This is a genomic window from Campylobacter sp. RM9334, assembly GCF_020138145.1.
GTDB lineage: Bacteria > Campylobacterota > Campylobacteria > Campylobacterales > Campylobacteraceae > Campylobacter_E.
This window is the reverse complement of the sequence record NZ_JACGAX010000039.1, coordinates 1-3,771: the sequence shown is the minus strand read 5'-3', so window position 1 is coordinate 3,771 and position 3,771 is coordinate 1. Positions and strand designations below refer to the sequence as shown.

General features: G+C 41.9%; 2 rRNA genes. Both read left to right on the top strand.

Annotation, left to right across the window (positions count from 1 at the left end):
- The first annotated feature begins 390 nt into the window (after positions 1 to 390).
- A 23S ribosomal RNA gene (locus AVBRAN9334_RS10005) occupies positions 391 to 3,303 on the top strand.
- A 116-nt stretch (positions 3,304 to 3,419) separates the two neighbouring features.
- Positions 3,420 to 3,536, top strand: a 5S ribosomal RNA gene (gene rrf / locus AVBRAN9334_RS10000).
- Positions 3,537 to 3,771: the final 235 nt, after the last annotated feature.

The window sequence follows — 3,771 nt, the reverse complement described above, 5'->3', positions numbered from 1 at the left end:
AAAACTTAAACAGAGCATTTAAGCTAAATGTTCTTTCTAGGTTTTATTTAATTTAATTCTATGTTATATATAGTTTCTAACCTAGTGTTATTTTATTTATCAATGTTAAGAGTCACAAGCAAGTAATATAAAACAATTTCATAAGCTTGTTAAAGGTAGTTATACTTAATCTCTTTCTTATTACATATATATTAAGTATATATAAGAAAAAGTTTTTAAGCATCACAGCTTAGACGCTTTCCGTCTTGAAGATTAAGATTAATAATTACATAAAAACTTTAGCAAGGAAGTAATGCGTTTTAGTAATACTAAAAACAATAACAATAATGCATGCAAATATATTTCAATTAATACTATTAATTGTAAAAATATTAATAACATTATTAACAAAGGTAAGCTAATAAGAGCAAATGGTGGATGCCTTGGCAGACAAAGGCGATGAAGGACGTACTAGACTGCGATAAGCTACGAGGAGCCGTCAAGGGGCATTAATTCGTAGATTTCCGAATGGGGCAACCCAATACATAGAGATATGTATTACCATATATGGAGCGAACGTTGGGAATTGAAACATCTTAGTACCAACAGGAAAAGAAATCAATAGAGATTACGCTAGTAGCGGCGAGCGAAAGCGTAAGAGGGCAAACCACTAGTTTACTAGTGGGGTTGTAGGACTGCAACAAAGACTAAGCAAAGATAGTAGAACAAGTTGGAAAGCTTGAGCGTAGAGGGTGATACTCCCGTACATAAAATCTTTACTTTACTTAGCAGTATCCTGAGTAGGGCGAGACACGTGAAATCTTGTCTGAAGCTGGGTCGACCACGATCCAACCCTAAATACTAATGTCTGACCGATAGTGTACAAGTACCGTGAGGGAAAGGTGAAAAGAACTGAGGTGATCAGAGTGAAATAGAACCTGAAACCATTTGCTTACAATCATTCAGAGCCCTATGTAGCAATACAGGGTGATGGACTGCCTTTTGCATAATGAGCCTGCGAGTTGTGGTGTCTGGCAAGGTTAAGCTAACGTGAAGCCGTAGCGAAAGCGAGTCTTAATAGGGCGATAAGTCAGATGCTGCAGACCCGAAACGAAGTGATCTATCCATGAGCAGGTTGAAGCTAGTGTAAGAACTAGTGGAGGACCCAACCGACGGCCATTGAAACGGCTCCGGATGACTTGTGGATAGGGGTGAAAGGCCAATCAAACTTCGTGATAGCTGGTTCTCTCCGAAATATATTTAGGTATAGCGTTGTGTAGTAGCTATAAGGGGTAGAGCACTGAATGGGCTAGGGCATACACCAATGTACCAAACCCTATCAAACTCCGAATACTTATAGTGTAATCACAGCAGTCAGGCGGCGAGTGATAAAATCCGTCGTCGAGAGGGGAACAACCCAGACTACCAGCTAAGGTCCCTAAATCTTATTTGAGTGGAAAACGATGTGAAGTTACTTTAACAACCAGGAGGTTGGCTTAGAAGCAGCCATCCTTTAAAGAAAGCGTAATAGCTCACTGGTCTAGTGATTTTGCGCGGAAAATATAACGGGGCTAAAATAAGTACCGAAGCTGTAGACCCAAGCCTAGCTTGGGTGGTAGGAGAGCGTTCTATAGGCGTTGAAGATGTACCGGTAAGGAGCGTTGGAGCGTATAGAAGTGAGCATGCAGGCATGAGTAGCGATAATTAATGTGAGAATCATTAACGCCGTAAACCCAAGGTTTCCTACGCGATGCTCGTCATCGTAGGGTTAGTCGGGTCCTAAGCAAAGTCCGAAAGGGGTATGCGATGGAAAATTGGTTAATATTCCAATACCAACATTATTGTGCGATGGAAGGACGCTTAGGGCTAAGCAAGCTAGCGGATGGAAGTGCTAGTCTAAGGTAGTAGGTTGTTATACAGGCAAATCCGTATAACATTAGACCGAGAACTGAAAGGCTTTCTGAAGTCTTCGGATGGAAGGAAGAATTGCTGATGCCGTCGAGCCAAGAAAAGTTTCTAAGTTTAGATAATGTTGCCCGTACCGTAAACCGACACAGGTGGGTGGGATGAGTATTCTAAGGCGCGTGGAAGAACTCTCTTTAAGGAACTCTGCAAAATAGCACCGTATCTTCGGTATAAGGTGTGGTTAGCCTTGTATTAGAATTTGACTTCGAAGGCAAGGAAACTTACAACAAAGAGTCCCTCCCGACTGTTTACCAAAAACACAGCACTCTGCTAACACGTAAGTGGATGTATAGGGTGTGACGCCTGCCCGGTGCTCGAAGGTTAATTGATGGGGTCAGCAGCAATGCGAAGCTCTTGATCGAAGCCCGAGTAAACGGCGGCCGTAACTATAACGGTCCTAAGGTAGCGAAATTCCTTGTCGGTTAAATACCGACCTGCATGAATGGCGTAACGAGATGGGAGCTGTCTCAAAGAGGGATCCAGTGAAATTGTAGTGGAGGTGAAAATTCCTCCTACCCGCGGCAAGACGGAAAGACCCCGTGGACCTTTACTACAGCTTGACACTGCTACTTGGATAAGAATGTGCAGGATAGGTGGGAGGCTTTGAGTTATAGACGCCAGTTTATAATGAGCCATCGTTGAGATACCACTCTTTCTTATTCGGGTAGCTAACTAGCGTGAGTTATCCTCACGTAGGACAATGTCTGGTGGGTAGTTTGACTGGGGCGGTCGCCTCCCAAAAAATAACGGAGGCTTACAAAGGTTGGTTCAAAACGGTTGGAAATCGTTTGTAGAGTATAAAGGCATAAACCAGCTTAACTGCAAGACAAACACGTCAAGCAGAGACGAAAGTCGGTCTTAGTGATCCGGTGGTTCTGTGTGGAAGGGCCATCGCTCAAAGGATAAAAGGTACCCCGGGGATAACAGGCTGATCTCCCCCAAGAGCTCACATCGACGGGGAGGTTTGGCACCTCGATGTCGGCTCATCGCATCCTGGGGCTGGAGCAGGTCCCAAGGGTATGGCTGTTCGCCATTTAAAGCGGTACGCGAGCTGGGTTCAGAACGTCGTGAGACAGTTCGGTCCCTATCTGCCGTGGGCGTAAGAAGATTGAAGAGATTTGACCCTAGTACGAGAGGACCGGGTTGAACGAACCACTGGTGTAGCTGTTGTTCTGCCAAGAGCATCGCAGCGTAGCTAAGTTCGGATGTGATAAGAGCTGAAAGCATCTAAGCTCGAAGCCAACTCTAAGATGAATCTTCTCTTAAGGTCGCAGCAAGACTAGCTGCTTGATAGGTTGGGTGTGTAAGTGGTGAAAGCCATTTAGCTGACCAATACTAATAGACCGTCCGCTTACTTTAAATAAGCATTACTTCCTTGCTAAGGTTTATTACTTTAGTAAGTTTAAGAGTTTAAATTACTTGCTTTTAACATTGTTATTTAAGTTTATTAAATACTAATAGATTTAAATAACAATGTCCGTGATTATACAAATGTGGTAACGCCTTGTCCCATCCCGAACCAAGAAGCTAAGCACATTGTGGGTGATGATACTACGCCTTACTGGCATGGGGAAAGTAGCTCGTTGCGGACTTGTTAAAATCTTTTTTAACTCCTTTCTTTTTAATAATAATTGATTTTTATATACATATTTTTAGATTTAATTTTTTATTATATTTTTTTTAATTGTAGAAACGGGATAGGGCTAAAAGGTAAGTTTTTATTGTTGCTTTCTTTTTTAGCTTTGTTTGGGTTTTTAAAACCTTTACTTTAAATAATTTGCTTAATTGTGCTTTTTAGTATGAGATTATAAAAATAGATATTTTAAA